Source organism: Streptomyces sp. NPDC005408, from assembly GCF_040606445.1.
Classification (GTDB): Bacteria; Actinomycetota; Actinomycetes; order Streptomycetales; family Streptomycetaceae; genus Streptomyces.
In genome coordinates, this window is record NZ_JBEXEX010000021.1 from 20,377 (window position 1) to 45,389 (window position 25,013).

The 25,013-nt window shown below is 70.4% G+C and carries 20 protein-coding genes; 9 read left to right on the forward strand and 11 right to left on the reverse strand.

All coding sequences use genetic code 11. From position 1 onward, the window contains the following. Window positions 1-17: 17 nt before the first annotated feature. The gene (locus tag ABZS64_RS20700; RefSeq protein ID WP_355831399.1) at window positions 18-488 is read right to left on the reverse strand and encodes an ATP-binding protein; all 471 of its coding nucleotides are present in this window, start codon (window positions 486-488) and stop codon (window positions 18-20) included. A 219-nt stretch (window positions 489-707) separates the two neighbouring features. Between ABZS64_RS20700 and ABZS64_RS20705 the strand changes: the two genes are divergently transcribed. Continuing rightward, complete coding sequence (locus ABZS64_RS20705; RefSeq protein ID WP_355831401.1) at window positions 708-1,451, forward strand: enoyl-CoA hydratase-related protein; 744 nt, start codon at window positions 708-710, stop codon at window positions 1,449-1,451. Here the strand turns inward: ABZS64_RS20705 and ABZS64_RS20710 are convergent. Next, complete coding sequence (locus tag ABZS64_RS20710) at window positions 1,435-2,076, reverse strand: DJ-1/PfpI family protein (RefSeq protein WP_355831404.1); 642 nt, start codon at window positions 2,074-2,076, stop codon at window positions 1,435-1,437. The genes ABZS64_RS20705 and ABZS64_RS20710 overlap by 17 nt on opposite strands. A 31-nt stretch (window positions 2,077-2,107) precedes the next feature. After that, window positions 2,108-3,070 carry a GlxA family transcriptional regulator gene (locus ABZS64_RS20715; RefSeq protein ID WP_355831406.1) on the reverse strand — a complete coding sequence of 321 codons (963 nt, stop codon included), beginning with the start codon at window positions 3,068-3,070 and terminating at the stop codon, window positions 2,108-2,110. A gap of 126 nt (window positions 3,071-3,196) precedes the next feature. Between ABZS64_RS20715 and ABZS64_RS20720 the strand changes: the two genes are divergently transcribed. Both ABZS64_RS20720 and ABZS64_RS20725 read left to right on the forward strand, forming a co-directional pair. Further along, complete coding sequence (locus ABZS64_RS20720) at window positions 3,197-4,060, forward strand: hypothetical protein (protein ID WP_355831408.1); 864 nt, start codon at window positions 3,197-3,199, stop codon at window positions 4,058-4,060. Window positions 4,061-4,186: 126 nt separating this feature from the next. Next, window positions 4,187-6,556, forward strand: a complete 2,370-nt coding sequence (locus tag ABZS64_RS20725) for a Tex family protein (RefSeq protein WP_355831411.1) — start codon at window positions 4,187-4,189, stop codon at window positions 6,554-6,556. A gap of 61 nt (window positions 6,557-6,617) precedes the next feature. Here ABZS64_RS20725 and ABZS64_RS20730 read toward each other — a convergent pair whose 3' ends face one another. The 4 genes from ABZS64_RS20730 to ABZS64_RS20745 all read right to left on the reverse strand — a co-directional run bounded on the left by ABZS64_RS20730 (window position 6,618) and on the right by ABZS64_RS20745 (window position 10,927). After that, entirely contained in the window at window positions 6,618-7,076 is a 459-nt protein-coding gene (locus ABZS64_RS20730) for a hypothetical protein (RefSeq protein WP_355831413.1), read from the reverse strand. A 152-nt stretch (window positions 7,077-7,228) separates the two neighbouring features. Further along, the gene (locus tag ABZS64_RS20735) at window positions 7,229-7,969 is read right to left on the reverse strand and encodes a 2-phosphosulfolactate phosphatase (RefSeq protein ID WP_355831416.1); all 741 of its coding nucleotides are present in this window, start codon (window positions 7,967-7,969) and stop codon (window positions 7,229-7,231) included. Continuing rightward, window positions 7,966-9,603 carry an ABC-F family ATP-binding cassette domain-containing protein gene (locus ABZS64_RS20740; protein ID WP_355831419.1) on the reverse strand — a complete coding sequence of 546 codons (1,638 nt, stop codon included), beginning with the start codon at window positions 9,601-9,603 and terminating at the stop codon, window positions 7,966-7,968. Before ABZS64_RS20740 ends, ABZS64_RS20735 begins: the two co-directional genes overlap by 4 nt. A gap of 295 nt (window positions 9,604-9,898) precedes the next feature. After that, the gene (locus ABZS64_RS20745) at window positions 9,899-10,927 is read right to left on the reverse strand and encodes an oxidoreductase (protein ID WP_355831422.1); all 1,029 of its coding nucleotides are present in this window, start codon (window positions 10,925-10,927) and stop codon (window positions 9,899-9,901) included. Between the two features lie 66 nt (window positions 10,928-10,993). On the opposite strand from ABZS64_RS20745, the gene ABZS64_RS20750 reads away from it, so the two are divergent. Then, window positions 10,994-11,950, forward strand: coding sequence for an FAD-dependent oxidoreductase (locus tag ABZS64_RS20750; protein WP_355831424.1), 957 nt, complete (start codon window positions 10,994-10,996; stop codon window positions 11,948-11,950). Window positions 11,951-12,056: 106 nt separating this feature from the next. Here the strand turns inward: ABZS64_RS20750 and ABZS64_RS20755 are convergent, their stop codons facing one another. The 3 genes from ABZS64_RS20755 to ABZS64_RS20765 form a co-directional block, all read right to left on the reverse strand. Then, window positions 12,057-12,344, reverse strand: a complete 288-nt coding sequence (locus ABZS64_RS20755; protein WP_355831427.1) for a hypothetical protein — start codon at window positions 12,342-12,344, stop codon at window positions 12,057-12,059. Window positions 12,345-12,466: 122 nt separating this feature from the next. Next, the gene (locus ABZS64_RS20760; RefSeq protein ID WP_355831430.1) at window positions 12,467-13,747 is read right to left on the reverse strand and encodes a M14 family metallocarboxypeptidase; all 1,281 of its coding nucleotides are present in this window, start codon (window positions 13,745-13,747) and stop codon (window positions 12,467-12,469) included. Then, window positions 13,744-15,720 (reverse strand): Xaa-Pro dipeptidyl-peptidase, encoded by a 1,977-nt coding sequence (locus ABZS64_RS20765; RefSeq protein WP_355831433.1) that lies wholly within the window; start codon window positions 15,718-15,720, stop codon window positions 13,744-13,746. Before ABZS64_RS20765 ends, ABZS64_RS20760 begins: the two co-directional genes overlap by 4 nt. 189 nt (window positions 15,721-15,909) lie before the next feature. Between ABZS64_RS20765 and ABZS64_RS20770 the strand changes: the two genes are divergently transcribed. Continuing rightward, window positions 15,910-17,409 carry a M1 family metallopeptidase gene (locus ABZS64_RS20770; protein ID WP_355831436.1) on the forward strand — a complete coding sequence of 500 codons (1,500 nt, stop codon included), beginning with the start codon at window positions 15,910-15,912 and terminating at the stop codon, window positions 17,407-17,409. A gap of 140 nt (window positions 17,410-17,549) precedes the next feature. Continuing rightward, window positions 17,550-18,590, forward strand: coding sequence for a LacI family DNA-binding transcriptional regulator (locus tag ABZS64_RS20775; RefSeq protein ID WP_355831440.1), 1,041 nt, complete (start codon window positions 17,550-17,552; stop codon window positions 18,588-18,590). Window positions 18,591-18,616: 26 nt separating this feature from the next. On the opposite strand, the gene ABZS64_RS20780 is transcribed toward ABZS64_RS20775, so the two are convergent. Beyond that, a complete protein-coding gene (locus ABZS64_RS20780; RefSeq protein WP_355831442.1) occupies window positions 18,617-21,400 on the reverse strand; it encodes a glycosyl hydrolase in 2,784 nt (927 codons plus the stop codon). Window positions 21,401-21,641: 241 nt separating this feature from the next. Between ABZS64_RS20780 and ABZS64_RS20785 the strand changes: the two genes are divergently transcribed. The 3 genes from ABZS64_RS20785 (at window position 21,642) to ABZS64_RS20795 (ending at window position 24,989) form a co-directional block, all read left to right on the forward strand. Continuing rightward, window positions 21,642-22,943 carry an extracellular solute-binding protein gene (locus tag ABZS64_RS20785; RefSeq protein ID WP_355831445.1) on the forward strand — a complete coding sequence of 434 codons (1,302 nt, stop codon included), beginning with the start codon at window positions 21,642-21,644 and terminating at the stop codon, window positions 22,941-22,943. 184 nt (window positions 22,944-23,127) lie between these two features. After that, a complete protein-coding gene (locus ABZS64_RS20790) occupies window positions 23,128-24,084 on the forward strand; it encodes a sugar ABC transporter permease (RefSeq protein ID WP_355831448.1) in 957 nt (318 codons plus the stop codon). Further along, a complete protein-coding gene (locus ABZS64_RS20795; protein WP_355831450.1) occupies window positions 24,081-24,989 on the forward strand; it encodes a carbohydrate ABC transporter permease in 909 nt (302 codons plus the stop codon). Before ABZS64_RS20790 ends, ABZS64_RS20795 begins: the two co-directional genes overlap by 4 nt. The last annotated feature ends 24 nt before the right edge of the window (window positions 24,990-25,013 follow it).

The following is a 25,013-nucleotide window of genomic DNA, read 5'->3' on the forward strand; positions in this document are numbered from 1 at the left end:
CTCTACAGGGCGGCGCTCTACAGGGCCGCGGAGCCGCCGCCAGGCCGCAGCGGCAGCGCGGCCCATATGATCTTCCCGCCGTTCGCGGTGTGCTCGACGTCGCAGGATCCGCCGGCCTCCAGGGTGATCTCGCGTACGAGAAGCAGACCGCGGCCGCCGGTCTGCCCGTAGTCGGTCTCCAGCGCCTTGGGCCGGTAGGGATGGTTGTCCTCCACGGACACCCGGATCCACTCCGTACCGATGGCGACCTCGACGGCGATCTCGGGCGAGAGCAGGGCCGCGTGCCGTACGGCATTGGTGACCAGTTCGGAGACGATCAGCAGGAGCCCCTGGACGAGGTCGTCCTGGACGGGGACGCCTTGACGATTCAGCAGATCCCTCACGGCGTGGCGGGCCTGCGGTACGGAGATGTCTACCGCAGGAGCGGTGAATCGCCAGACGCCCTCGTACGACAGGGGCCGGGCCGGGACGCTCCCGCGGCTCTCCATAGTCCGGCACCCACCCTCGGCTCGACTGCCACTGACCATCGAGTAATAAGTGTTGGTAGTCAGTTGGTCCGGACCGAGCCGCTGAACACAAGTCAGCACCTTTCGACGCTTTTTGAGCGGGTGCGTATGACAGCGTCAGTTGTACGACTGTTCCTGATCTTCTTCTGGCTGAATGCACGCCCACCAGTCCCTTCCGGTCCGGCGGATACGATCCGGCGCATGGAGCCGCAGCTGGAACTCACCGTCGCCGACGGGATCGCCACCGTCGTCATCAGCAATCCCGCCAAGCGCAACGCCATGACCGCGGGAATGTGGCGCGCGCTGCCCGGGCTGCTTGCGGAGCTGGCCACGGACGATTCGGTACGGGCACTGGTGCTGACCGGCGAGGGTTCGACCTTCTGCGCCGGTGCCGACATCTCCTCGCTGCGGGAGCCCGGCGAGGCCCCTCAGCTTCTCGCCGTACAGGCCGAGGAGGCGCTCGCCGCCTTTCCGAAGCCGACGCTCGCCGCAGTGCGCGGCTACTGCGTGGGCGGCGGCTGCCAGCTGGCCGCGGCCTGCGATCTGCGGTTCGCGGAGGAGGACGCGCTGTTCGGGGTGACGCCCGCGAAGCTCGGGATCGTCTACCCGTCCTCGTCCACCCGGCGCCTCGTCTCGCTGGTCGGTCCGGCCGCCGCCAAGTACCTGCTCTTCTCGGGCGAGTTGATCGATACGGAACGGGCGCTGCGCACCGGACTGGTGGACGAGGTCCTGCCGAAGGGCGAACTGGGCAAGCGGGTCGCGGAGTTCACGCGGATCGTCGCGACACGCTCGCAGCTGACCCAGGCCGCCGCGAAGGAGTTCGCGACCGGCCGCACCGACCGGGACGCCCACTGGGAGGAGCAGACGCGCGAGAGCGGCGACCCCGCCGAGGGGGTCGCCGCCTTCCTGGAGCGCAAGGCGCCCCGTTTCACCTGGACTGTGTGACCTTCTCCGCCTGGCCGCGCCAGTAGTCAACGATCTTCGCAGGCGCCTTGTCCGGCGAACCCGCGTCGTAGGGCGGCTGCGGGTCGTACTCCGTGAGCAGCTGTACGGTCTGGGCGGTCTCGTCGCCCCCGATCCGGCCGAGCAGATGCAGGGCCATGTCGATACCGGACGAGACCCCAGCGGCCGTGACGTACTTGCCGTCGAAGACGACCCGCTCCCCGGTCGGCTCGGCACCGAACGGCACCAGCTCGTCCAGCGAGAGCCAGTGGGAGGTGGCGCGGCGTCCCTTGAGGAGGCCCGCCCCGGCGAGCACGAGCGAGCCGGTGCACACGGAGGTGGTCCAGGTGCTGGTGGCGTCGGCGGTGCGGACCCAGTCCAGGATCGTCTCGTCGTGCATGGCCCCGCGTGAGCCGGGGCCACCCGGGATCAGGACGATGTCCGGGGCGGGCACCTCGGCGAGGGTGCGGTCGGCGACCAGCGCGAGGCTGCCCTGGTCGTTGCGTACGGGACCGGCCTCCTCGGCGACGAACACCGTCTCGGCACCCGGCAGCCGGCCGAGCAGCTCGTACGGGCCGACGGCGTCGAGCGTGGTGAAGCGGTCGTAGAGCAGGATCGCGATCTGCATGGAGTGGTCCCCTTCAGTGGGTGCGTGCGTGTCAGTGGGTGGGTGCGTGGAAGCGGCGGCGGTACTCCGCCGGTGCGGTGCCGAAGGTCTTGACGAAGGCGCGGCGCATGGCCTCGGGCGTGCCGTAGCCGGAGGCCCGTGAGACCTCCTCGACTCCGCGGGCGGTGTCCTCCAGGAGTCGTCGCGCGTGTTCGATGCGTACGCGCTCGACATACCGCCCCGGTGTCATGCCGGTCTCCGCCTGGAAGGCGCGGGCGAAGTGCCGCGGCGACAGACGCGCGCGCTCGGCCAGTGACTCGACCGACAGATCGCTGTCGGGGTGCTCGGTGACCCAGTGCTGAACCTCGCGCAGCGGCTCCCGGCGTGCGGTCTGTGCGGAGAGCTGGGCGCTGAACTGCGCCTGGTTTCCCGGGCGTCGGAGAAAGACGACCAGATGGCGGGCGATGGTGAGCGCCACATCCCGGCCGTGGTCCTCCTCGACCAGGGCGAGTGCGAGGTCGATGCCCGCGGTGACACCGGCGGAGGTGGAGAGCTTTCCGTCGCGTACGAAGATCGGGTGCGGGTCGACGTCGACGGCCGGATAGCGGCGGGCGAGATGGTCGCAGGTGGCCCAGTGCGTGGTGGCCCGGTGGCCGTCGAGGAGCCCTGCCTCGGCGAGCAGCAGCGCTCCGGTGCAGACAGAAACCAGGCGCTCGGCGTGCGGGGCGTTCTCGCGGAGCCAGTCGATCACCCTGGGGTCGGGGCGGCGGGTGCCCTCACCGCCGGGGACGAGGAGCGTGTGCGTCCTTGTCGCGGCGGCCAGGGAGCTGTCCGGGACGATCGTGAGCCCGCTGGAGGTCCGTATCGGCGCGCCGTCGATCGATGCGGTGCGGATCGGGTACGCGGCCGGGTCGCCGACGACCTTGGCGGCACCCGCGAACACCTCCACGGGACCCGTCAGATCAAGGCTCTGCATGTCGTCGAAGAGGACGACGAGCACGGATCGCTCTGTCATGGCTTCCATCCTTCGCGGCCCGCGATGTGTCCGCAATGACGAGGAGCCCACCTTTCCTGCCATGGAGGACTCGGCTCGGCGGCACCCGGGTTCACCACGTACCGACCAGTCGGTAACGTGACTCGTATGAGCTCTCTGCCCCCGCGCGCCGGCCGCCACTGTCACCACGCCCTCAACCCGATGCACTCGACGCTCTACTTCTCGCCGGACTTCGCGGCGGAGTACGCGCGGCTCGGCATCGAGGACGAGCGCGCCGCCTACTTCGCCGCGCGCGGGGCCGCGATGGGGGCTGTCGGTCCGGGCACGGTCGCTGCGACCTTCTACAACTTCAACCACGAGCTGATCGCCCGGCATCTGCCCGCCGTGTGGGACACCGCGTCACCCGAGGCGGTGCTCGACGCCCGGCTGCGTATCGTCGACCGCACGCTGCGGCGGCTGCTGGGGGACGAGGCGATCGCCTCCAAGGAGCTCGCAGAGGCCGCCGAGCTGGCGCTGCGCGCCACCGAGGCCTGCACCCCGCACGCCCGGCCGCTGTATGCCGCGCACGCCGAGCTGCCGGTCCCCACCGAGCCCCATCTCGCGTACTGGCATGCCGCGACCCTGCTGCGCGAGCACCGCGGCGACGGCCATCTCGCCGCCCTGCTCTCCGCAGAGCTCGATCCCCTCGAAGCGATGGTGAGCCACACCGCGACCGGCAAGGGCGCGGCGCCGCGCTGGATTCTGTCCACGCGCGGCTGGCGGCGCACCGACTGGGAGGCCGCGCAGGAGCGGCTGCGCGAGCGCGGACTGCTGGACGCCGAGGGCGAGTTGACCGAGGGGGGCGCACAGCTGCGGGCCGGGCTCGAAGATCACACGGACCGCATCGACCGGGCTCCGTACGAACATCTGGGCGCCGAGGGTGTCGAGCGGCTGACCGAGCTGGCGCGCGGCTTCCTGACTCTCGCGGTGTCCGCCGGGGCCTTCCCCGCGGACCTCAGCAGCAAGGGCTGACGTCCGACTCCGCCCGCCGGGCGCACCGGGTCCGCTGCGGCGCGCGACACGGGACCCGGCCACCCGGCACAATGCACTCTCAAGCACAGCCAGCACGACCAGCATGAGAAGGCGAGTCGGGGAACCGTGACGACGTCCATCGAAGGCAGGATCGCCGAGGAGCTCGGCGTACGGGAGCGGCAGGTGAAGGCGGCCGTCGAGCTGCTCGACGGCGGGTCGACCGTGCCGTTCATCGCGCGCTACCGCAAGGAAGCGACCGAGATGCTCGACGATGCGCAGCTGCGCACGTTGGAGGAGCGGCTGCGCTATCTGCGGGAGCTGGAGGAGCGGCGGGCCGCGATCCTGGAGTCCGTACGTGAGCAGGGCAAGCTCACCGACGAGCTCGAGGCGCAGATCCGGGCGGCCGACACCAAGGCGCGCCTCGAGGACATCTATCTGCCGTTCAAGCCCAAGCGGCGCACCAAGGCGCAGATCGCGCGCGAGGCCGGTCTCGAACCGCTCGCCGACGGGCTGCTGGGCGATCCGTCGGTGGAGCCGTCGGCGGCCGCAGCCGCTTTCGTCGACGAGGGCAAGGGCGTCGCGGACGCCGCCGCGGCGCTGGACGGCGCGCGGGCGATTCTGACGGAGCGTTTCTCCGAGGACGCCGACCTGATCGGCGAGCTGCGTGAGCGGATGTGGACCCGCGGGCGGCTGGCGGCGAAGGTGCGCGCGGGCAAGGAGGAGGCGGGCGCCAAGTTCGCCGACTACTTCGACTTCGCGGAGCCGTTCAAGGAGCTGCCGTCGCACCGGGTGCTCGCCATGTTCCGCGGCGAGAAGGAGGACGTCCTCGACCTGGCCCTGGAGCCCGAGGAGCCGTCCGAGCAGCCTGGCCCTTCCCTCTACGAGTCGATGGTCGCCCGGCGCTTCAATGTCGCCGACCGCGGCCGGCCCGGCGACAAGTGGCTCGCCGACACGGTGCGCTGGGCCTGGCGGACCCGGATCCTGGTGCACCTCGGGATCGACCTGCGGCTTCGGCTGCGCACGGCGGCCGAGGACGAGGCGGTACGGGTTTTCGCAGCGAATCTGCGGGATCTGCTGCTGGCCGCACCGGCGGGCACCCGGGCGACGCTCGGACTCGACCCCGGCTTCCGTACGGGTGTGAAGGTCGCCGTCGTCGACGCGACGGGCAAGGTCGTCGCCACCGACACGATCTATCCGCACGTCCCGGCCAACAAGTGGGACGAGTCGCTGGCGAAGCTGGCGCGGCTCGCCAAGGAGCACTCGGTCGACCTGGTCGCGATCGGCAACGGCACCGCGTCCCGCGAGACCGACAAGCTCGCCGGTGAACTGTGCGCCAAGCACCCGGAGTTGGGCCTCACCAAGGTGATGGTCTCGGAGGCGGGCGCGTCCGTGTACTCCGCGTCCGCGTTCGCCTCGCAGGAGCTGCCCGGCCTCGATGTGTCGCTGCGCGGCGCCGTCTCCATCGCGCGCCGTCTCCAAGACCCGCTGGCCGAGCTCGTCAAGATCGACCCCAAGTCGATCGGTGTCGGCCAGTACCAGCACGATCTGTCCGAGGTGAAGCTCTCCCGCTCGCTGGACGCGGTCGTCGAGGACTGTGTGAACGGCGTCGGCGTCGACGTCAACACCGCGTCCACACCGCTGCTTTCACGGGTCTCGGGCATCGGCACCGGACTCGCCGAGAACATCGTGGCGCACCGCGACTCCAACGGCCCCTTCCGCTCCCGCAAGGCGCTGAAGGATGTGGCGAGGCTCGGCCCCAAGGCGTACGAGCAGTGCGCGGGCTTCCTACGGATCCGGGGCGGGGACGACCCGCTGGACGGCTCCAGCGTTCACCCGGAGGCGTATCCGGTGGTGCGCCGCATGGTGAAGACGGCGGGCTCGGAGGTCGCTTCGCTGATCGGCAACGCGCCGGTGCTGCGCTCGCTGAAGCCGGCCGACTATGTGGACGAGACCTTCGGTCTGCCGACGGTGACGGACATTCTGCGGGAGCTGGAGAAGCCGGGGCGCGACCCGCGACCGGCCTTCAAGACGGCCACCTTCAAGGAGGGCGTGGAGAAGATCGGCGACCTGGCGTCCGGGATGATCCTGGAGGGCGTGGTCACCAATGTGGCGGCCTTCGGTGCCTTCGTGGACATCGGCGTCCACCAGGACGGCCTGGTGCATGTGTCGGCCATGTCGAAGACCTTCGTCAAGGACCCGCGGGACGTGGTGAAGCCGGGCGACGTGGTGAAGGTGAAGGTCCTCGACGTCGACATCCCGCGCAAGCGGATCTCGCTGACGCTGCGCCTCGAGGACGAGGCCGCCCCGAAGTCGGGCGGCGGCCCGAAGCAGCGGGAGCGGGGTGAGCGCGGCGGCCGTCCGCCGCAGCAGCAGCGCCGTCAGCAGGGCGGCCGAGGGGACCGTGGCGGTGACCGCCAGGCGCCGCCGCCGGCGAACAGCGCGATGGCGGACGCGCTGCGGCGCGCGGGTCTCACGGATCCCGATCGGCGTCGCTGACAACGCGAAGGGCCCCGTCACCGTTCGGTGGCGGGGCCCTTCGCATCGGTACGGAGCGCGGTCAGCTCTCCGGCGAGCAGTCGACGTCGAGGAGCTTCAGGGGCTGCTTGCCGTCCAGGTCGACGTAGGCACGCAGCTGGGCGGTGACCTCACCGTGGTCGCCCCAGTGGGTGGTCACGGTCGCCCACCCGACGCGTGCGGACTGCGCGGTGGTGACCTTGCCGATGTCGATGGACTGCGGCTCGTTCTGCGCGCAGAGGATCACGTCGAATCCGGGGTTGGCCGCCGCCTTCTCCTTCAGCAGGTCGGAGACCTTGTTCTTGCGGTCCGCGACGGAGGGGCCGTGCTCGCCGTAGAAGCGGTCCAGGAAGGTGTGGATCTCCTTCGCGGTGTAGCGGCCGTTCACGTCCGTGGTGGGCGCGGCGGCTGCCGGGGAGATCGCGGCGAGGGAGAGGCCCAGGCCGAGAACGGCAGCGGCGGCAGCAGAACGCTTGGCGAGAGGACTGAAGGAGCGGAACATTCGGTGTACCCCGTTTTCATGATTTGCGCCCATTAGGTGGGCTGGTCACTGGAGTAGATCGGTGCGGGGCACCGAAGGTTGTGGGCGAAGTTCCGCTGTTGCAGGCCCGGAACATTCCCGGGACGTACAGGTGACGCGACGTCAGAGTCCGCTCACCCGGCGGGCTGTGCGGCGAAGGCACCGTCCATCAGGACCGGGACAGCCGTCGAGACACTGATCTCGCACGCGATCCGGACGTCTTCGGCGAAGCCCGCCAGGTCGCCCTCGATCAGTTCGCGGCCGGAGAAGCACGCGCGCACCGCCGCGGCAGGATCAGCCGTGGACTCCCATGCCGCCGCGGTGACGGCCGCCTCGGGGGTGAGCTCGAAGCGCCCGAGGGCACGCAGGGCCGAGATGACGGCGCCCGCGCCGAGCTGGTCCTCGAGTGCGGGCCGCAGCGATCCGTCGGGCCAGCGCTCGCCGGAGGCGATGACCGCGAGCGGGCGGGCCGCGGTCCCGTAGTCCTCGGCCGCCAGCCACTGTGCGACAGCGTCCGCGTTACGGAGGGAAGCCGCCACCACCGTCGCAGCACCCGCTTCCGCGGCGATCGTCGAGCCGTTCGGAGAGGGCAGCACCAGACGCGGTGTGAAGGGTGCCCGGCGCAGGGCCGCGGGCGAGAGCGACCAGGGGGACGACTCCGACGCCTCGCGGCGGCCCACCGCCAGAACGGCGTCCACGCTCGTCGCGTAGGCCCGCGCGCTCCCGTCGCGCCAGCGGTAGGGGAAGACACGCATGCCCGCGTCCGCGGCCACGCTCACCGACGTCGTGAAGGACAGCACGTCCACGACGACGAGACAGGCCGCACCCGGGGCCAGCCGGCGTGCGCCCGCGGGGCCCCATTCGAAGGCGATCACTCCTCGGTGACCTTGCCGGCCGCCACCTCGATACGGCGCGTCGTGTGGACCGCGTCGAGCATCCTGCGGTCGTGCGTGACCAGCAGCAGCGTGCCGGTGTACGAGTCGAGCGCGGACTCCAGCTGCTCGATCGCCGGAAGATCGAGATGGTTGGTCGGCTCGTCGAGTACGAGGAGATTGACACCGCGCCCTTGGAGCAGCGCGAGTGCGGCGCGGGTGCGTTCGCCTGGCGAGAGCGTGGTGGCAGGGCGCAGCACATGGTCGGCCTTCAGGCCGAACTTGGCCAGCAGAGTGCGCACTTCGGCCGGCTCTGTGTCCGGGACAGCGGCGCAGAACGCGTCGAGCAGGGTCTCGGTGCCGTAGAAGAGTCCGCGGGCCTGGTCGACCTCGCCGACCACGACGCCCGAGCCGAGCGAGGCGTGGCCCGCGTCCAGGTCGATGCGGCCCAGCAGGGCGGCGAGCAGCGTGGACTTGCCCGCTCCGTTGGCGCCGGTGATGGCGACCCGGTCGGCCCAGTCGATCTGGAGCGAGGCCGGGCCGAAGGTGAAGTCGCCCCGGCGGACCTCGGCGCCGCGCAGGGTGGCGACGACGGAACCGGAGCGCGGCGCGGAGGCGATCTCCATCCGCAGCTCCCACTCCTTGCGGGGCTCGTCCACCTCATCGAGACGCTCGATCATGCGCTGCGTCTGACGGGCCTTCGCCGCCTGCTTCTCGCTCGCCTCGCTGCGGAACTTACGGCCGAGCTTGTCGCTGTCGGTCGCCTTGCGGCGGGCGTTCTTGACGCCCTTGTCCATCCAGGACCGCTGCATCTGGGCGCGGCCTTCGAGCGCCGACCTCTTGTCGGCATACTCCTCGAAGTCCTCGCGGGCATGACGTCGGGCGGTCTCCCGCTCCTCCAGATAGGCCGCGTATCCGCCGCCATAGAGGGTGATCTGCTGCTGCGCGAGATCGAGTTCGAGGACCTTGGTGACGGTGCGGGTCAGGAACTCGCGGTCGTGGCTGACGACGACCGTCCCGGCGCGCAGGCCCTGGACGAAGGTCTCGAGCCGGTCGAGGCCGTCCAGGTCGAGGTCGTTGGTCGGCTCGTCGAGCAGGAAGACGTCGTAGCGCGACAGCAGCAGGGAGGCGAGGCCCGCGCGGGCGGCCTGGCCGCCGGAGAGCGCGGTCATCGGCAGGTCGAGCCCGACGGTCAGGCCGAGCGAGTCGGCGACCTCCTCGGAACGCTCGTCGAGATCCGCGCCGCCGAGGGCGAGCCAGCGCTCCAGGCTGTCGGCGTACGCGTCGTCGGCGCCGGGCGCGCCGTCGACGAGCGCCTGGGTCGCCTCGTCCATGGCCCGCTGCGCGGCGGCGACACCGGTCCGCCGGGCGAGGAAGTCCCGTACGGTCTCGCCGGCCCGCCGCTCGGGCTCCTGCGGGAGGTGGCCCACGGTGGCACTGGGCGGGGAGAGCCTCAGCTCGCCCTGCTCGGGCCGGTCGAGCCCGGCGAGCAGACGCAGGAGGGTGGACTTGCCGGCGCCGTTGACTCCGACGAGGCCGATCACGTCGCCGGGGGCGACGACGAGGTCGAGCCCGGAGAAGAGCGAGCGGTCGCCGTGTCCGGCGGCGAGGTCCTTGGCGACGAGGGTTGCAGTCATCAGATGGGTGATCCTAGCGGCGGGAGCGGGGTGGGCCGCGGCGCGGTGCGGGCCGCTGCCCGGAGCTGCTACTCCCGGCGCCCATCGCGCCGCGGAGCCCCACACCCAACGGCACCGGCTATGCAGCGCCGCGGCTGCCCGGAGCCCCGGCTTTCGGGGGCGCAGCGCCCCGGTCGCCCCTGGCGCTGCGCAAGCAGGCGCCCCGGGCCCGGGGGCGCAGCCCCCGGTGACGCTTACTCGGGGGTCTGGGGCCCTGCCCAGCTAGGGGAAGGGGCGGGGTGGGGGAAATCAGCCCTCACCCCACCACCGGCGCCACGAGTACGCCCCCCATCGTCCGCGCCACCAGGAACGACCGCCCCTTCACCGCCCGCCCGTCCACCGCAATCCGGTGCTCGCCCGGTTCCAGCAGCCCGTCGAACACCTCCCTCGTGTGCGTCCGGTACAGCCGGTCCAGGCGGTACGCCACCAGCTGCACCCGGCACGCCGAGGTCACCTCCACGCACGCCATCCCACCGGACGCCGTCAGCCGGGTGAGTCTGCGGAGCTCCAACGGGCCGCGGTCCAGGGCGTGTTCTATCTGGGCGACCAGCAGCGGAACGATCGGGGCGAGCCCGTCCACGTACGCGGCCTCCGCGCCCGCCGCCTCGAATGCCGCCCGTATCGCCGCGCGCTCCGGCTCGCCGACCGCGCGTCCGAAGGCCACCGCGCCGTAGCCGAGCAGCTCCTCCACGGGGACGCCGGACGCGTCCTGCGTGATGTCCGCGCCGATGCCGATGGACCGCAGGGCCGCAGCCAGCCTGGCCAGGACGGCGACGCGTGCGCCGATGAGCAGGACCCGGCGGCGCGGCGGCGCGGCAGCGTCACCGTCCGGCAGCAGGCGTTCCAGCTCGGCGCGGTACGACTCGCCGCGGAAGCGGAACGGCCCTATTCCGCGGTAGCCGTTGAGCTCCAGGTCAGCGGTGTCGGAAGTCTGCCAGGCGAAGTCCCGCCAGACGATGTCCTCCCCGTCGCGCTCGATGACGGCGGTCACCGCACCGCATTCGATGCCCTCGCACTCGGGGCATCCGTAGATCACGCACCGCCCGTCCGCGAGCGGCGCCGGGGCTTCGAGCAGCAGGGTGCGCAGCTGGGCGGTGAAGATCGCCGGGGGTACGTCGGAGGCCAGCGGAGAGACGGCGTCGAGGTCACAGAGCTGGAACAGCAGCGGCCGCCCGTCGACGATGAAGTCCATGAAGTCCCGGTGCACTTGGTAGCCACCATCCGCGAGGACTCCCCCGGCCCGCATCGCCGGTGCCAGCCCGAAGGTCGCGTACACGGCAGACATGTCGTGAGTATCCCCACCTGTGACGTGTTCTGAGCACGGCAGCCGCCATTGGGCTACGGTCCCGCCATGAGCGGCGATGTATTGGTGGTGGGTGGCGGGGTCATCGGGCTGACGACGGCGGTCGTGCTTGCGGAGAGTGGCCGCCGTGTACGGGTGTGGACGCGGGACGCGCCGCAGGAGACCACGTCCGCGGTGGCGGGCGCGCTGTGGTGGCCGTACCGCGTCGAGCCACTGGAGCTGGCCGGCGCGTGGTCGCTGGCCTCGCTGCGGGTGTACGAGAAGTTGGCAGCGCGCCCGCAGGGGACGGGCGTGCGCCTGGTCGCGGGCGTGCACGCCCATGAGCGGCTGTCGGGTCTTGGGCCGTGGGCCGCCGAGGTGGAGGGGCTGCGCGAGGCGCGGGCAGACGAGCTGCCCGAGGGGTACGCGGGCGGGTTGTGGGCCAGGCTCCCGCTGATCGACATGCCTGTTCATCTGGGCTGGCTGCGGCGGCGGCTGGAGGCCGCGGGCGGCTCGGTGGTGACCCGTGCGGTCAACTCCCTCGCGGAGGCGGCGGAGAGGGCGCGGGTCGTGGTCAATTGCACCGGGCTCGGCGCGCGCGAGCTGGCCGGTGACGGTCGACTGCGTCCGGTGCGCGGGCAGTTGGTGCTGGTGGAGAACCCGGGGATCGAGGAGTGGTTCACCGCGGCCGACCGTGCGTCGGCGACGACGACGTACTTCTTCCCGCAGCCGGACCGGCTGATTCTGGGCGGCACGGCGGAGGAGGACGACTGGCGGCTCGCGCCGGATCCGGCGACGGCCGAGGAGATCGTGGCGCGCTGTGCGCGCATCCGCCCGGAGATCGCGGAGGCGCGGATCCTCGGACACCGGGTGGGTCTGCGCCCGGTGCGGACGAGCGGCGTACGGATCGAGGCCGAGGAGTTGCCGGGCGGGGGCCTGCTGGTCCACAACTATGGTCACGGCGGCGCCGGGGTGACGGTCGCCTGGGGCTGCGCGGAGGCGGCCGCGGCGCTGGCCGCGCGCTGACCGGACGGTCACCGCCCGCCCTGGGGCGTACCGGCCGCCCGGCTGGTGCACTGAACAGCGACGCCCGCCCCGGTCGTACCGGAGCGGGCGACACCGTGAGCCAGGACTACGCGTTGTTGTCGGCGTCCTCGCACTGCTTGGCCTTGGCCCGGAGCGCGTCCGCCCTGGCAAACAGACGCCTGGCCTCCTCGATCCTCCCCGCGGCACGCGCCCGCTGCGCCGCCCGCTCGGTCTGCGCGGCCTCCTGGCGGAGCTCCTCGGGGTGGCAGGTGATGACGCCGCCGGACATCGCAACGGCCTGAGTGCCGCTGGTGGCGGCCTGGGCCGGCGCGGCCGCGAACAGCAGTCCGCCGGCCATCGCCACGGTCACCGCGAGCGTGGTTGTACGACGCATTTCATTCTCCAAGTGCATGGTCGTGCACCCCCGTTGAGGGGTCGGTTGGTCAGTACCAGTCGGTAACTTTAACCGACTTGATCAACGCAACGCGCCTCGACCCGTGATGCGTGCCATCGGCCTCAGCAGTCGCTCACCGCCTGCCCCGCCGTGAGGTGATACGTCGCACGCGAGTCGAGCAGCAGCGGGATCAGCTCGCGCTGGGACTGCCGCAGCGGCACGTATGCCCCGTCACCGTCCGGTCTGGACGCGACGCCGTGCAGGGCCAGTTCGTCCTTGAGGTCCGCGTACTGCGCGGCGTCGAGCCGGTAGCCGCACGGCGGATCGGTCAGGGTCTCCTCCGTGGTCGCCGGATCGTTGTCGGCGCCGCCCAGATAGACCGGGCCGCGGTCCTTGAATCCGGCCAGCCGGGCCGCTGAGGTCACCGCCCGGATCCGGCCCCGCCGTTCGTCGGCGAAGGTCAAAAGACCGCCCAGGGCGTCGAGTTGACTGTCGACGCGGCGCCGGTTGTTCAGAGCCGGATCGGCCTTCTCCTCCGGCGTCATGGGGTCGACGCGGCTCTCGATGAGCAGCCCCAGCGCGTTCTTGACGCCCGAGGCGTTGCGCAGGATGCGCTCCTGGCCGTCGCCCGCGGTCTGCTTGATGGGGTCGCCGGTGACCGGGTCGGTCCAGATGCCGTAGGTGCCCGTACTGAAGCCGCCTTCGTGCGCGGCCGGGCGGACATAGTCCTGCGACAGTGTCTGCGACTCCTCGTGGACCCTGGCGTCGGTGTTCAGATTGCGCGGCCACAGGTCGAACAGGTCCTTGTCGTAGTACGGAGGGGTCGCGCCGTACTCGTGCAAGTCGTAGACGACGTCCGGGTGTTGGTCACGGATGACGGCGGCCATGGCCCGCGCCTCGGCGGTCTTCAGCGCGATGTGGTCGCGGTTGATGTCCACGCCGTCGGAGTTCTCGCGGGTGTCGGCGGCCCGTCCGTCCGGGTTGGCGGTGGGCACGACGAGGATCCTCGTACGGGACAGCAGTCTGCGGGTGTCGCTGTCCCTGGCGTACGCGAGATCGCGGATCGTCGTCAGACACGCTTCCCGGCCCGATGGCTCGTCGCCGTGCTGCGTACAGATCAGCAGCACGGTGTTCACGGCGTGCTGTTCGCCGATGCGCACGAGCTGGAGCGGCCTGCCCTGCTTCGTCGTCCCGATCCGGCCGACCGAGACGCGGTCGCTGCCCCGGTCGACGGCGGCGAGGAAGGTCTGTTCCTCGGGCCGGCTGGTCCAGTTCGCGCCGTTGCTGGTCTCGAAGCCGGTGCGCGGCACGCTGTGCGCCGCCTCCGCCGGGGCGGAGACGAACGGCAGCGCGAGCGCCGCGGCCGTGACCGTGAGGGCCAGCGTGCGGATACGGGGGATCATCGAGCGCTGCCTCCCGGGATCGGGCGGATCCTGCGCGGCTCGGCCACACCGCTCAGGCGCGGCTCGCGCGGGGCGGCAGACGCCTGGAAGCCGGTGGTTGCGCGTACGAAGGCGGGGGCGCCGCCGACGATCGGCAGCTTCGCCGACGTACGGGCGAGATCGAGGGTGAGCGTCGGGGTGCTCGCGGGCGGGTCGATCAGATCCCTGTCCGTGCCGCCGACGATCAGCGCCAGCCGGTGCCCGGCCGGGACGACATGGTCGCTTGCATGCAGGTCGAGGGTGATCGTGTACGCCGTGCCGGGGGTCAGCGGGCGGCCCTTGGCGTCGGAGGCGTAGTTGCCGAGATCGGCCCATCCGCGGCTGAAGACCGTGTAGTCGACGGCGGCCGTGCGCGCCTTGGTCACCTTGAAGCAGGGACTGTCGCCTGGGGTGCTCGCGCCCCAGCAGGTGCGCTCGGTGAGGGTGGTGATCCCCTCGCCCGCTGCCGCGTAGTCGCGGATGTTGTCGGGCCCAAGGTCGACGAGGACCGCGGAGAGATGAGCATTGGTCGTGGACGGGGTCGCTGTGATCGTCACCTTGGACGATCCGGAGATCCGCAGATCGCGGCCGAGCGGCTTGGTGATGAATCCGGCCTTGGCGGGTGTTGAGGTGTCGATCGCCGCGGCCCAGTCGGTCTCGTCCAGCGTCCGGTCGTCGGTGAACGTCTCGGTCTCTCCCCGGCGTGCGGGGGTCAGCGCGAGTGTGCCGACGCCCGCGGCAGTGCCCTTGCCCGGCCGGAGGCTGGTGGTGCCGGTGGCCCGGGGCGGCCAGACACGGTCGGTGGACCACTGGTCGGGAGCGCGCTCGATGTCGGCCATCGGCTCGCGGTCGATGCCGTTGTCGTAGCCGAGGAGATAGTGGTCGAACCAGCGGTGCAGGGTCTGGGTCCACTCGGTCCGGCGGAAGTCGAAGGGGTCGACGTGCCCGGTCTGCGAGAGCCAGACCTTGCGCTCGACGCCCTGGTCGGCGAGGGCGTCCCACCACTGGCCGAAGTGCTTGGTGCGGACGTTGAGGTCCTGCTTGCCGTGCACGGCGAAGACGCTGGCCTGGACGTTGTCCGCGTTCCGTACGTAGTCGCGCTCGCTCCACAACCGGGTCAGGTCACCGGTCCGCGGCGCCTCGTCGACCAGCCGTTTCTGGACGGCCTGGCAGCGGGCGCGGGCCTCGGGGCTCTCGACATAGTCGGAGAGCCACTCGGGTCCGGAGTCGTAGAGCGGGGCGCCCTTGGCGAAGTAGTAGTCGTACCAGGAGGAGATGGCGGCGATCGGGACGATCGTCTTCAGCCCCTCGACGCCGGTGGACGCGACGCCGTTGGCGATCGTGCCGTCGTAGCTCTTGCCGATCATCCCGGTGTCGCCGTTGGTCCAGCCCGCGTTGGCAGGCGCGCTGCCGGTGCGGGTGGTGTAGCCACGGGCCCGGCCGTTCAGCCAGTCGACGACGGCCTTCGCGGACTGGATGTCGGAGCGGCCGCCGACATCCACGCAGCCGTCGGAGCGGTTGGTGCCGGCAAGGTCGACCGCGACGAAGGCATAGCCGCGCGGGACGAAGAAGTTGTCGTAGTAGAGCGGGAACTGGACAACGTTGCCGTTCGCGTCGTACGTCTTCTTCTGGCTCTCGTTGCCGCGTCCGCAGCAGGAGTAGTACGGACTCGCGTCCATGATCACGGGAATCTTCCGGCCCTGCTGGGCGGGCTCGCGCGGCCGGACGATGTCGACGGCGACACGGTCGGTCTTTCCGTCACCGTCGCCGTCAAGACGGGTGTCCACCCAGACGGATTCACGGATCGCGTTCTCGTACGAGTAGACGGGCCTGCTCTCCCGTACGGGCGCGCTGTGGGCGCCCGTCGGGGCCAGGGTCATGGCCATCAGGGCGGCCGAAGCCGCCACCACCAGCGATCTGTACGTCAGGCGGGTGCTCCGCGCACGTATCGGCATGGGCGGAAGGTACTCCGGCCAACTCCCTTGCAACAGGGGGCAATCAGGGCATCAAAGTGACGAGAGGGACACCCGGGTTCATGTCGGCCGAATGGCGATCATGTGAAAGGCCGAGCTGCGCTCCTGACTGCGGGCCGCGGGTCTGAATAGGGTCCAAGAGATCATCAGTCCCTACGACTTGGAGCATCCGTGCACCGCAGACTCATCGTCCCGAGCGCGCTCGCGGCCTCTCTGCTGCTGGCGATCCCGGCATCGGCCGCCGACTCCGCGCCGGGCGCCCCGGGCATCGGCGACCCCTACTACCCGGCCAGCGGAAACGGCGGATACGACGTATCCCACTACGACCTGAGGCTCACCTACCAGCCCACGACCGATCTGCTGGAGGGCACGGCGACGATCCTCGCCACCACCCAGCAGAACCTCAGCAGCTTCAACCTCGACTTCGGGCTGAAGGTCAACGAGGTCCGGGTCAACGGCAGGAAGGCGACGTTCGCCAAGGAGGGCGACCAGGAGCTGGTCATCACTCCTGTTGCACCGCTGGAGAAGGGCAAGTCCATCTCGGTGGTGGTCCGTTACGCGGGCAAGCCGTCCGAGCTGAACATCGGCGGCTACACCGCCTGGCACCGCACGCCGGACGGCGGCGTGGCGGCGCAGGAGCCGGACTCGGCCGTGTGGTGGTTCCCCAGCAACGACCACCCGCTGGACAAGGCGACGTACGACATCTCCGTCCTGGTGCCGGACGGCACCCAGGCGATCAGCAACGGCGTGCTGCAGTCCCAGACGTCGAAGCTGGGCTGGACCCGCTACAACTGGCGCTCCAACAAGCCGCAGGCGTCGTATCTCGCCACGCTCGCGGTCGGGAAGTTCGACATCACGACGGACAAGACGGCCGACGGGCTGCCGATCCTCAATGCGTACAGCAAGGATCTCGGCGACAACGCGGGGTCGGCGCGGGCGAGCGTCGAGCGGACCGGAGAGGTCGCCGAGTGGCTGACCGGGATCTTCGGCCCGTACCCCTTCAACGCGCTCGGCGGCTATGTCCCCAATGTGACGAGCGGCTATGCGCTGGAGACGCAGACCCGCCCGTTCTACAGCCCGCGGCAGTTCGCGAACGGCGCGAATGTCTCCGTCATCGTCCATGAGCTGGCCCACCAGTGGTACGGCGACAGCGTCTCCGTCGACGGCTGGAAGGACATCTGGGTCAACGAGGGCTTTGCCCGCTACAGCCAGTGGCTGTGGTCGGAGAAGGAGGGCGAGGGCACCGCGCAGCAGCTCGCCGACTGGGTCTACGCCCAGCACCCGGCGGACGACGTGTTCTGGACGGTCAAGCCGGGCGACCCGGGCGCGGACAAGCAGTTCGACATCGCCGTGTACGACCGTGGTGCGCTGGCGCTGCAGGCGCTGCGCAACGAGGTCGGCGACGAGGACTTCTTCGCGATCCTCAAGGGCTGGCCGGCCGAGCACGCCTACGGCAACGCCAAGGTCGGCGACTTCGTGAAGTTCGCCGAGAAGATCTCCGGCAAGCCGCTCGCCGGGCTGTTCGACACCTGGCTCTACCAGCCGTCGAAGCCGGGCGCCCCGGCCGCGGCGGGTGCGCGGATCGAGCGGGCGGACGTGAAGCACGGCCGGCCCACGTCGTGGAAGAAGATCGCCGCGACGAACACGATTCACGATCACGACCACCACTGAGGACGGGCGTGCGGCGCCGTCGTCCCGGGCCGGGACGGCGGCGCTGCCCGCCTCGGGTGGGAGCGCTCTCAGCAGCTCGCGGGGACCGGATATCCTGTACGTCCCACGCGGCTGAATGAAGCAGACGAGGAGCGTCCGCCTTGCCCGAGCAGACCACTGGGTCCCGCCCCACTCTGGAAGCCGTCGCCGCCCGCGCCGGTGTCTCCCGGGCCACGGCATCGCGGGTCGTCAACGGCGGCGCGGGGGTCAGGCCGCCGCTGGTCGACAAGGTGCGCCAGGCGGTCGAGGAGCTCGGATACGTACCGAACCACGCGGCGCGCACTCTGGTCACCCGGCGCAACGGCGCGGTCGCCGTGATCATCGCCGAGCCGGAGTTCCGGATCTTCTCGGACCCCTTCTTCGAGCAGCAGGTGCGCGGTATCAGCCGTGAGCTGACGGCGTACGACTCCCAGCTGGTGCTGCTCTGGGTGGAGGGTCCCGGGGATTACGACCGGATCGCCCGCTATCTCGGCGGCGGCCATGTCGACGGCGCGCTGGCCTTCTCGCTGCACAACGACGACGAACTGCCCTCCATCATCCGCCGGGTGAAGGTCCCGACCGTGTTCGGCGGCCGCCCCGGCTGGCCCGGCGCCACCGCCGAGTCCGCCGTCCCCTATGTCGACTGCGACAACCGCGGGGGCGCCCGCGAAGCCGTACGGCATCTGGTCTCCCTGGGACGCGAGCGGATCGCGCACATCGCGGGCCCGCGCGACCAGACGTCCGCGATGGACCGTATTGACGGCTACCGCGACGTTCTGCTCGACGCCGACCCTGGGCTGGTCCGCCAGGGCGACTTCACCGCCGAGAGCGGCGCCCGCGCGATGGCGGAACTGCTCGACCGCCGCCCGGACCTGGACGCCGTCTTCGCCGCCAACGATCTGATGGCATCGGGCGCGCTGCGGACGCTGCGCGAGCGCGGACGGCGGGTGCCCGAGGATGTGGCACTGGTCGGATTCGACGACATGGCCTCGGTCGTCGAGTCGACCGATCCCCCGCTGACGACGATCCGTCAGGACATCGAGGGAATGGGCCGGTTGATGGTCCGGCTGCTGATGCGGGTGCTGAACGAGAGCGAGCCGGGGTCCGGCGCCCCCGCCTCCGTGATCACCCCGACGACACTGGTGCGACGAGCCTCGGCCTGAGCGACCGGGACCCGCCGCACCCAGCATCAGCTGTACGGGATGACCAGCACCGACGTGGCCGTGCCGGTCTGGAGCCTGGCGGTGCCGTTGCCGATGGCACCCCACACCTCCAGCCGTACGGTGCCGCCGCTGAGGTTGCCGAGGCTCCCGGTCGCCGATCGCAGGCCCCGCGACTGCGCGTACTCCTCCCAGCCGGTCACCGGGTCGGTGGCGAAGTACTGGTAGGTCTCGGCCCGGTCGAAGGTGCCGTCGCCCGTGAAGTCGTAGCTGACACGGGCCTGCTGGCCCAGGCCGACCGCGGTGCCCGCGTCCAGCTGGAGGCGGAACGCGGTCGCCGCCCCCGGGGTGAGAGTGCCGTTGATGTTTTTGATCTCGTAGACGAGCGGCTGGTGCGGCGTGCCGTCGTAGTTGGCGCCGCCCGCCGAGGCGATCGTGTCACTGCCCGCCGTGCCGCCCGTGGCGGTGGTGAGCACTCCTCCTGTACGGAGCTGGAAGGTGTTGCCCGTCGGCGGCTGGGGATTGGGGTCCGGATCCGGGTCGCCTCCGCCGGTGCCCGTGCCGGTCGCCGTCGAGCGCGCCGGTACGGAGAGCGTCTTGCCGTCGGAGAAGGTCACCGTGCGGGCTGTGGCGCCGTAGTTGTGCGCGGCGTAGGTCCGTGCCGTGCCCTTGGTGAACACCGCGGAGCTCGGGATGTCCCCGGTCACCGTCGCATCCGGGGCACCGAGCGCGTCGAGCGTGGTGATCCAGTGGTAGGTGTGCGCCTTGGACTCGCCCTGCTCGGGGGTGTAACCGGCGTTGCCCGCGTCCCACTTGGCCTTCGCGGCCGCCGGGTCGGCGAACGACTGGAACTCCCAGAGGATGTCGCGCCATTCGACGGCCGGGCCGCCGTTCTCCCGTTCCATCTCTGCGATATTGCGGCGGATCGCGGTCTTGTTGCCGCCCAGGTGCAGTGAACCGGCGGTCACCGGAAGGGCGTTGATGCCGTGAATCTCCTCCGGGTTGGCGGTCCACCAGGTGGCGTACGCCGCGCCGCTGCCCCACACCATGCCGGCCGTGTCATGGCCGAAGGAGGACGGGAAGACCTGCTCGTCGGCGTCGAACCAGTACTGGGCGATCGCCTCGGACTCGGTCGTGAGCAGATACGTGCCGAGGTCGCGCAGCGCGTTGTCGCCGGTGGCCGATCCCCACAGCACAAGGCCCGCACTGAGGTTGATGGACTCCGACGACGACTCCTGGTTGTTGCCCGCGGCGAAGCCCTGGTGCCCGGAGGCCCAGCTGTGGCCCGCGTACACGTCGAAGCCGCGCAGGAAGGGGAAGGCGGTGTCGGTGCGGCTGGGGTTGGCCGCGTCCCGCACCAGGGTCTTCACCATGCCGCCCCAGGCCGAGTCGGCGGCCCAGGCCTGGTCGTACTGGGCGACGACCGCGGCCGCGTAGACGTAGTAGCTGTAGTGGAAGTGGTGGTCGTTGAGCTCGGTGTCGCTGCCGTACGAGGCCGGGTAGCCGGTGAGCGTCTTCCAGTCCTTGTCGTACGAGAACTCGTTCGCGCCCCCTGCCGTGAACCAGTCCTGGAGCTTGCCCTTCATCAGGCCGAGCAGCTTGTCACGGGTGGCGGTCTCACCGATCTGGTCGGCGAGCGGCACGAGCTGGGCGAGCTGCCCGAGCACCTTTCCGGTCCAGTAGGTGTCGGTGTAGTCCTTGAACGGGTTGGGGTCGTTCGCGACCTGGTCCAGATAGCCCTTCAGCCGGGCCTGGTCGACCGCGCTGGTCTTCGGCAGTCCGGGCAGCACCCCGGACGCCTTCTGGCTGGTGGAGAAGGAGGCCGCCTCGCGGACCTTCATGGTGCCGCGCGGCGAGACATACGTGTACGCGGTGAGCGGGTCGGCGGTGTGCAGCCACTGATGGCGGTAGAGGGCCTGGAGCGTGCCGCGCTCGGTGCCCTCCTTGGCCTCGGTGGTCAGGCTGTAGGTGGCTTGCACGGTGCCGCCGGTGTAGCTCCAGGTTGCCTTGGAGCCGGTGACGAAGCTGAAGGCGTACTTCTTGTACGTCGCGAGCGCGTCGGTCGAGGGCAGCACGGCGAGCGAGAAGTAGTCCTTGGCGCCGAGGCCCGCGGTGATCGTTGAGCCGGAGACCGTCCAGTCGCTGCCGGTGGGGGCGAACAGCGCGTAGTGGTGGCCGGCGACGGTGATGCCGAGGACATTGCCCTGGTCGGCGAAGACGGTGGGCGCCGCGGCTGTGGTGATCTGGGCGGCCGCGCCGGAGCCCTTGGCGTATACGAACGGCAGGCCGTGGCCGATGGTCGTGCGCAGGGTGCGCGCGCCGTCCGACCAGGAGGGGGTCACGGTCCAGTCGGACCAGTCGTCGGCCTTGGTGTCGGGTGAGTTGAGACCAGTGAGGCCGAGGGTGAGGTCGCGCTTGTGCGCGTACTCGTACTGCCGGCCGTCGCCGACGATCGCGGCGGTCGTCGGGTAGCCGATGTCGAGTCCGCCGGCGGTGGCCTGGTAGGTGAGCGGGTGGCCGTACATGGGGGTGGAGTACGGGTTGTCGCCGTACCGCTGGAAGGCGAGCGAGGACCACCAGTCGTTGGTGGGAACCGGCTTGTCCTTGGCTGCGGGGGTGAGCTTGGGGGTGACCGGCGCACCGGTGTTGGTGGTCGGTCCTGACGTACCGGCGGGGCGGGTGTCGGAGTAGCTGCCAGAGCCTACGGGGATGGTGGCGGCCGCCGCCGGAGTGGCGGCCGGGCCCAGGCCGAATGCGGCCAGGGCGGTGACCAGGATCAGCGCGGCAGCTGGTCTGGTGCGGGTGGCTGGCATGGACGGCACCTCGAAGTCATCACGGGAAAGGGCGTCCGAGAGCGCTCTCAGATGCCATGGAACGTAAAACTCCTGAAACAGAGGTGTCAATAGGTGGGACATAGGCGGTAGTTGGCGACGAGTCCAACCCGTTATGTCTTCGAGACTTGACGGGGCGATCCCCTCCGGGGCACGCTCCAGTCGCATCTCTGAGAGCGCTCTCAACGTGTTCTCGCTCCACCGAAGCCAAGGGAGGCTTCCCATGCCCATCGCCCGAGCCGCCAAGAGGGCCACCGTCCGCCTGAGTGCGGTCGCGCTCGCCGGGGCACTGCTCGCCGCCTGTGGAGGTTCGTCCGACGGAGCCTCCGACAGTGCGGGCGGCAAGGTCACGATCACCGTCGACCTGTTCGGATCCTTCGGCTACAAGGAGGCCGGGCTCTACGCGGAGTACGAGAAGCTCCACCCGAACGTCAAGATCAAGCAGAGCGACACCGAGGACGAGCAGGACTACTGGAAGTCGCTCCAGACCCGGCTCGCGGGCGGTGGCGGCCTCGCCGATGTGCAGGGCATCGAGGTGGGCCGGATCGCCGCCGTCACCCAGCAGCAGGCCGACAAGTTCGAGGATCTGAAGAAGTACGGCGCCGACAAGCTCAAGGACCAGTTCGCCGACGCCAAGTGGTCTGCGGCCACCGGCAAGGACGGCCAGGTCCTGGGCCTGGGCACCGATGTCGGCCCGGAGGCGATGTGCTACCGCACCGACCTCTTCAAGCAGGCCGGACTGCCCACCGACCGCACCCAGCTCGCCGCCAAGTGGTCCACCTGGGACGGATATCTGGCGCTCGGCAAGGAGTACAAGAAGAAGGCCCCGGCCAAGAGCGCCTGGATGGACAGCGTCGGCAGCCTCTACACGATCATGATCGGCCAGGAGAAGGAGCGGTACTACGACGCCTCCGGAAAGCTGATCTACGAGAACAACCCGGCCGTCAAGGCCGCCTGGGACGCTTCGGCAGAAGCGGCGAAGTCGGGCCTGAGCGCCAAGCTCGACCAGTGGTCACCGCAGTGGAACCAGGCGTTCTCCGCCGGCTCCTTCGCCACCATGCCCTGCCCGGCCTGGATGCTCGGCTACATCAAGGGCCAGGCCGGTGACGCGGGCAAGGGTAAGTGGGACATCGCCAAGCTGCCCGCCGGCGCGGGCAACTGGGGCGGTTCGTATCTCTCGATCCCCCGCGCGGCCGAGCACAAGAAGGAGGCGTACGAGCTGATCCAGTGGCTCACCGCCCCCGAGCAGCAGGCCAAGCTCTTCACCAAGCAGGGCAACTTCCCCTCGTCGACCGGCGCCATCGCCAAGGTCGCGGCGGCCAAGGACCCGTACTTCTCCGACGCGCCGATCGGCCAGATCTTCGGTGACGCCGCCAAGGCCGCGCCCGTCCAGGTCCTCGGGGTCCACGACAAGAACGTCGCCGACCAGATCACCAACGCGCTGAGCGAGGTCGAGCGCAAGGGCACGTCGCCCGACAAGGCCTGGTCGACGGCGAAGAAGAACGTGGAGAACGCGACCGGCTGACCCGCGGTGCCGGGAAGGCCACCTGGGCCCTCCCGGCACGGCACAGCTCCGGAGGCCGGTCCTCGACACCCGGCCGGACCGGCCTCCGGTTTCCACAGCCCCACCCCCCACGCCCCCGGCGGAGCACCAGCTTCGCGCCGCCGGGGGCGGAGCCCCTGCAACCGACTCACCGAAGGGCCGCACCGTGACCCTCACCGCCACCGCGAAGCCGGTCTCCCCGCAGCCGGGGGCCCGGCCGTCGGCCGCGCGCAGGACCTGGCGCACGCTCTCGCCGTACGCCTTTATCGCCCCGTTCTTCACTCTCTTCGCCGCCTTCGGGCTCTTCCCGCTGATCTACACGGCCTTCGTCTCGCTCTACCGGGTCGAGCTGCAGACGCCGGGCGAGATGGAGTGGCGGGGCTTCGGCAACTACACCGCGCTCTTCGGCGACGAGATCTTCTGGACCGCCCTGCGCAACACCTTCACCATCGGGGTGCTGTCCACCGTCCCGCAGCTGGTGATGGCGCTGGGTCTGGCGCATCTGCTCAACTACCGGCTGCGTGGCCGGACTTTTCTGCGTACGGCGATGCTGCTTCCCTACGCGACGAGTGTCGCGGCCGCGACCCTGGTCTTCGCGCAGCTCTTCGGCCGCGACTTCGGTCTCATCAACTACGTCATCGGTCTGGTCGGCTTCGACCCGGTGGACTGGCAGACAGGGACGGTCAGTTCGCAGATCGCGGTCTCGACCATCGTCATCTGGCGCTGGACCGGCTACAACGCGCTGATCTATCTGGCGGGCATGCAGTCCATCCCGAGCGAGCTGTACGAGGCCGCGGAGATGGACGGCGCCTCGCGCTGGCGGCAGTTCATCCATGTCACCCTGCCGGGTCTGCGTCCCACGATTGTTTTCACGGTCGTGGTCTCGACGATCGGCGCGACCCAGCTCTTCGGCGAGCCGCTGCTGTTCGAGGGGTCCACCTCCGGCGGTATCTCGCACCAGTACCAGACGCTCGGTCTCTATATGTACGAGCAGGGCTGGGGCTTCTTCCATCTGGGCCGGGCCGCCGCCATCGCCTGGGTGATGTTTCTGCTGATCCTGGTGCTCGTCGGGGTCAACGCCCTGATCGCGCGCCGCCGTTCCCGCAAGGAGGCCGGCCGATGACCGCGCTCGCCGCCCCGCCGACCGAACCGCCCGCCACGGGCGCCCGCCCCGCGCGGTCCCCGTACCGCAGGAGGAACCGGGCCGGGCGCACGATGCAGGGCGGCAGACTCGCGTACGCGATTCTGATCGTCGCCGTGCTGATCTCGGCGTTCCCGTTCTACTGGACGATCGTCGCCGCCAGCCGCTCCAACGCCGATCTGGCGAAGGTGCCGCCGACACTGCTGCCCGGGTCGAATCTGTTCCGCAACTTCGAGGCGGTGATGGAGGAAGCCGATATCGGCAAGGCGCTGCTCAACTCCTTCATCGTCTCAGCATCGATCACCGTGGGCACCGTGCTGTGCTGCACGCTCGCCGGTTTCGCCTTCGCCAAGCTGCGCTTCCGCGGCCGCGGCGCACTGCTGGCGGTCACGGTCGGCACGATGATGATTCCGCCGCAGCTGGGTGTGATCCCGCTGTTCATGCTGATCGCCAAGTTGCAGTGGGTGAACCAGCTGCAGGCCGTGATCCTGCCCGGCCTCGTCTCCGCCTTCGGTGTGTTCTTCATGCGGCAGTACCTGGTGCAGTCGCTGCCGGACGAACTGATCGAGGCGGCCCGGGTCGACGGCGCGTCCACCGCCCGGATCTTCTGGTCGATCGTGGTGCCCATCGCCCGGCCCGGTATGGCGGTGCTCGGGATGCTGACCTTCATGGCCGCGTGGAACGACTTCTTCTGGCCGATCGTCGCGCTCTCCTCGCAGGAGCCGACCGTCCAGGTAGCGCTGCGCCAGCTCGGCGGCGGCTACGTCCACGACCAGTCCGTGATCATGGCCGGCACGCTGCTCGGCACCCTCCCCGTGCTCCTCGTCTTCGGTCTGCTCGGCCGGCAGATCGTCGGCGGCATCATGCAGGGCGCCGTCAAGGGCTGACTGTCCCTCCCCCCACCGCTCCAT